Raw genomic sequence first — 4157 nt, forward strand, 5'->3', positions numbered from 1 at the left:
TACCCAATATCCAAGCACTAAACTAGCGCCTGTGAGCAAGAAACGCAAATGCAATTGTCGATGTGCAAAAAACGAGCCGTCGCACCAAACATGCAAAACCGAGCCGTCGCGCCAGGCGCGCGAAAGCAGGAGGCGCGGCGAAATATTAAAACGGCGAAATATTAAAATTTAATCATTATGCGTGTATAATTCCGCAAATTTAAAGGGTCGCGATGAAATACAACAACTTCTTGCTGCACCATCTAAGCGTGTATTATATGCTGATGGCGTGCTTTTACAACTCTCTTACGGGCGTTTTCGCCAAGCTTTTGGGTGCGCAAATTTCATCGCTTGAGGTCGTGCTCTTTCGCAATCTACCAGGACTTCTGATCCTGCTTTATAAAATCAAGGCTCGTCCCCGCGCGGCGCGCTTCGCAAACAAAGGCGGTCATCCTTTTACGCTCGCGTTTCGCGGCATTATCGGGATTTTGGGGCTGATGGTGTTTTTTTATAATATCGCAAACATCAGCCTCGGCGAGGCATTTACCTTTCAAAAAACGGCGCCCATTTGGACGGCGATCATCGCGTATTTTACCCTCGGCGAAAAATTCGGCGCGATGGGCTGGTTCTCGGTCTGTCTCGGATTTGCAGGGATTGTTTTGGTAATTCAGCCGCAGTTTGGCTTGCAGCCGAGCGATATTTTTGGAATTTTAAGCGGATTATTCGCCGCGATGGCGCTTACCTCCGTGCGCGGGCTACGTAAATACTATAGCTCCGATACGATCATCCTCTCGGCGCTTCTTGCCGGCACGCTGATGCCCGCAGCGCTTATGATCGCGGCGGAATTTATAGATGCGCCCGCGCTGAGTTTTATGCTTTGCAAATTTAAAATTCCAAACGCGCAGGGCTGGCTCTTTGCCGTGCTTCTGGGGCTGCTGGGGCTGTTTTATCAAACCTACGTCACCAAGGCCTACGCCGCGACGCGCAAAGCGGGCATAGTAGCTACGATCAGCTACGCAGACATCATCTTTTCGACGCTATTTGGGCTGCTGCTAGGCGACGCTCTGCCAGGTTTCATGGCGCTTGGGGGCATGGCACTCATCATCGTCGCGGGCACACTTGTGGCGAACCGAAAGTAGCGCGCGATGAAACAAAAATTCTACTCCGCGTTTTGGCTGAAACATCTGGGCGTTTATTATATGCTCGTAGCGAGCTTTTATTTTGCGCTAAACGGCGCGCTAGCCAAGGTCATGGCGGAGCGGATGAGTAGCGCCGAGATCGTGTTTTTCCGCAACGTCGTAGGCATCGGCATCGTGCTGTTTTCGCTAAGACGGGTAAAAAATCTGGGCCCGGGCGGCAAGCCGTGGCTGCTCGCGTTTCGCGGTTTTATCGGCAGCTGCGGTATCTTAGCGACCTTCTACAATATCGCCCACATCGATCTTGGCACCGCTTTTACATTCCAGAAGACGGCGCCCATTTTCACCGCGCTATTTTCGGCGTTTTTCTTAGGCGAGAAGCTAAGCTCGCGAGGCTGGTTTGCGATACTGCTGGGCTTTGGCGGAATTTTACTCGTCGTGCGCCCGCACATCGGCATCAGCGTAACCGACGCAGTAGGAATCTTCGGCGGCATGTGCGCGGGGCTTGCATACACGAGCGTGCGCGAGCTTCGCAAGCACTACGCCACCAACCTCATCGTGCTGGTTTTCGTCTCGTCCGCCACCTTTCTAAGTGCTACGATGATGATAACGGGCTGGGTGCTTGAAGGTAGCGAGGTTAAAATTTTAGGACTTTTCAGCGGCGCGGATTTGGCGAGGCTCGCTTATTTCAACCCGCCAAGCCTTTTTGGCTGGGTGCTAGTGGCGCTTCTGGGTGTCAGCGGTATCTACTTTCAAATTTACATGACGCGCGCCTACGCCGCTTCACGCAAAGCGGGCATCGTCGCTGCTATCAGCTACAGCGACATCCTGTTTAGCATGGCACTCGGAATTATTCTAGGCGATCACCTACCCGGTCCTATCGTGCTAGCGGGCATCGCGGTGGTAATTTTAAGCGGAATTCTAATCGCCCGCGAGCGCTAAATTTAAATCTAAATTTAAAACTAATTCAAACGCGGCATGAGGCTAAATTTAATCCGCGCCGCAAGCCTGCGCTAAATTTCAGCGATATAAAAGTCTTAAAAAGCTAAGATTGCGATAAAGTTCTACGGCGTAGAAATATTTTTCGACGGATTTAAAATTTTATGCATTTTATCGGTATCGACATCGGCTCTACCTCGTCAAAGGTCGCCGTTATGGACGAACGCGGCGAATTTTGCGAGCTATTTTTGCTGCCAAGCGGCTTTAGCGCAGTCAAGGTCGCGCGCCAGATCAAGCAAGCCTTAGAGCAAAAAGGCTACGCAGAGGGCTTCGTGACGGCTACGGGCTATGGACGCGTTAGCGTAGATTACGCGCAGCTTAGCATGAGCGAAATTTTATGCCACGGGCTTGGGGCGCATTTTTTGTTTGAGCCAGACTGCACCGTCATCGATGTGGGCGGGCAAGACACCAAAGCGATCAAAATCGAAAACGGTAAGCCAGCGGATTTTATCATGAACGACAAATGCTCGGCGGGCACGGGTAAATTTTTAGAGATCAGTGCGGGCCGCTTGGGGCTTGAGCTTAGCGAAATTTACAAAACCGCCCGCAAAAATCCCGCGATTAAAATTAGCTCAACGTGCACTGTTTTTGCAGAAAGCGAGATCGTCTCGCTAAGCGCAAACGGAGCCGAAACTAGCGAGATCGCCTACGCCATCGTGGATTCCTCCGCGCACAAGGTCGCCTCTCTCATCAAACGGCTGGAAAATCAAATTTATTTTTTAAGCGGCGGACTTAGCAACGTGCCGCTCTTTAAGCAGCTTCTAGGCGAGCATCTGGGGGCTGAAATTTTTACTTGCGAAAACGCAATCTACTGCGGCGCGATGGGCGCTGCGCTTATCGGTGCACGCAAAGCAAACGAAATTTTAAAGGAGACGAGATGAGAATGGATTTTGACGCGCTTAAAAAGCGCAACGCAATGGCTCTGCACGATCTAAAAGAGCAAGGCAAACACGTAGTGGGGATGTTTTGTACCTACTCTCCTAAGGAGCTTATTTACGCTGCGGGCGCCGTGCCGGTTGGGCTTTGCGCCTATGACGAGAGTCCGATAGACGCCGCTCACGCCGAGCTTCCGCGTAATCTTTGCCCGCTGATCAAGGCAAGCTACGGCTACGCAGTTACTAAAAAATGCCCCTATATGAACGCCAGCGATCTCGTCATAGGCGAAACGACCTGCGACGGCAAGAAAAAGATGTATGAGCTGCTGGCAAAACATAAGGACGTCCACGTACTGCAACTGCCAAATATGACTGGCGGCAAGAGTTTGGAGCTTTTTACCGACGAGCTTAGGGAATTTCGCAAAGTTTTAGAGCAAAAATTTGATACGAAAATCACCGATGAAGCGCTGCTTGATGCGGTGCAAATTTACAACGAAGAGCGCAAGGTGATGTTGGAGCTTTTAGAGCTTGGCAAACTAAATCCGATGCCGGTAGCGGGCAGCGAAATTCATCAAATTTCATTTGCGAGCGACTTCATATACGACAAACGCGAAAAGCTCAAAATGATACGCGCCTACATAGCCGCCGCAAAGAAGATATCGCCGCCGAAAACTCGCAAAAAGCGAATCATCATCACGGGCTGTCCTAGCGGAGGTGTGTATGAAAAGGTTATCAAGCAGATTGAGGAGCTGGGTGCAGACGTAGTGGCATTTGAAAACTGCTCCGGCACCAAAGGCTATCAAAACCAAGTGCAAACGAAGGGCGACCTGGTCGCAAATATCGCCGAGCGTTACCTTAAAATTCCATGTTCGGTGATGTATCAAAACGACGCACGCTCGGATATCATCAAGGAATTTATCCGCGAATATCAAGCAGACGGCGTCATCGACGTCGTGCTAAGCGGCTGCCACACCTACGCGATCGAGACGAATAAGATCAAAGAGGCGAGCCGCGAAGCGGGAGCGAACTATATGAGCCTAGAAACAGACTACTCCAAGCAAGACGTCGGGCAGATACGCACGCGGCTGGAAGCCTTTATAGAGCTGCTTTAGCAGGTCTTATTTGAAATTTTAAAATTAAAAATTTTCTAAATTTAAAAACAAACCAA

Annotated in this window: 4 protein-coding genes; all 4 read left to right on the forward strand. The window is 50.5% G+C overall.

Going from position 1 to position 4157, the window contains the following annotated elements; genetic code table 11:
* The first annotated feature begins 212 nt into the window (after positions 1-212).
* The 4 genes from Q0256_RS02870 (at position 213) to Q0256_RS02885 (ending at position 4101) form a co-directional block, all read left to right on the forward strand.
* Positions 213-1118 (forward strand): DMT family transporter, encoded by a 906-nt coding sequence (locus Q0256_RS02870; RefSeq protein WP_297959873.1) that lies wholly within the window; start codon positions 213-215, stop codon positions 1116-1118.
* Between the two features lie 6 nt (positions 1119-1124).
* Positions 1125-2057, forward strand: coding sequence for a DMT family transporter (locus Q0256_RS02875; RefSeq protein ID WP_297959875.1), 933 nt, complete (start codon positions 1125-1127; stop codon positions 2055-2057).
* A 161-nt stretch (positions 2058-2218) separates the two neighbouring features.
* The gene (locus Q0256_RS02880; RefSeq protein ID WP_297959877.1) at positions 2219-2995 is read left to right on the forward strand and encodes an acyl-CoA dehydratase activase; all 777 of its coding nucleotides are present in this window, start codon (positions 2219-2221) and stop codon (positions 2993-2995) included.
* Positions 2992-4101: a double-cubane-cluster-containing anaerobic reductase gene (locus tag Q0256_RS02885; RefSeq protein ID WP_297959879.1), complete on the forward strand. Its 1110-nt coding sequence runs from the start codon at positions 2992-2994 to the stop codon at positions 4099-4101. The genes Q0256_RS02880 and Q0256_RS02885 overlap by 4 nt, the downstream gene beginning before the upstream one ends.
* Positions 4102-4157: the final 56 nt, after the last annotated feature.

Source organism: uncultured Campylobacter sp. (assembly GCF_937949835.1).
Classification (GTDB): Bacteria; Campylobacterota; Campylobacteria; order Campylobacterales; family Campylobacteraceae; genus Campylobacter_B.

What these genes read in the sequence shown, in the direction of transcription:
- Q0256_RS02875 (WP_297959875.1), top strand. Translation starts at nt 1,125, where the DNA reads ATGAAACAAAAATTCTACTCCGCGTTTTGGCTGAAACATCTGGGCGTT.
- Q0256_RS02885 (WP_297959879.1), top strand. Translation starts at nt 2,992, where the DNA reads ATGAGAATGGATTTTGACGCGCTTAAAAAGCGCAACGCAATGGCTCTG.
- Q0256_RS02880 (WP_297959877.1), top strand. Translation starts at nt 2,219, where the DNA reads ATGCATTTTATCGGTATCGACATCGGCTCTACCTCGTCAAAGGTCGCC.
- Q0256_RS02870 (WP_297959873.1), top strand. Translation starts at nt 213, where the DNA reads ATGAAATACAACAACTTCTTGCTGCACCATCTAAGCGTGTATTATATG.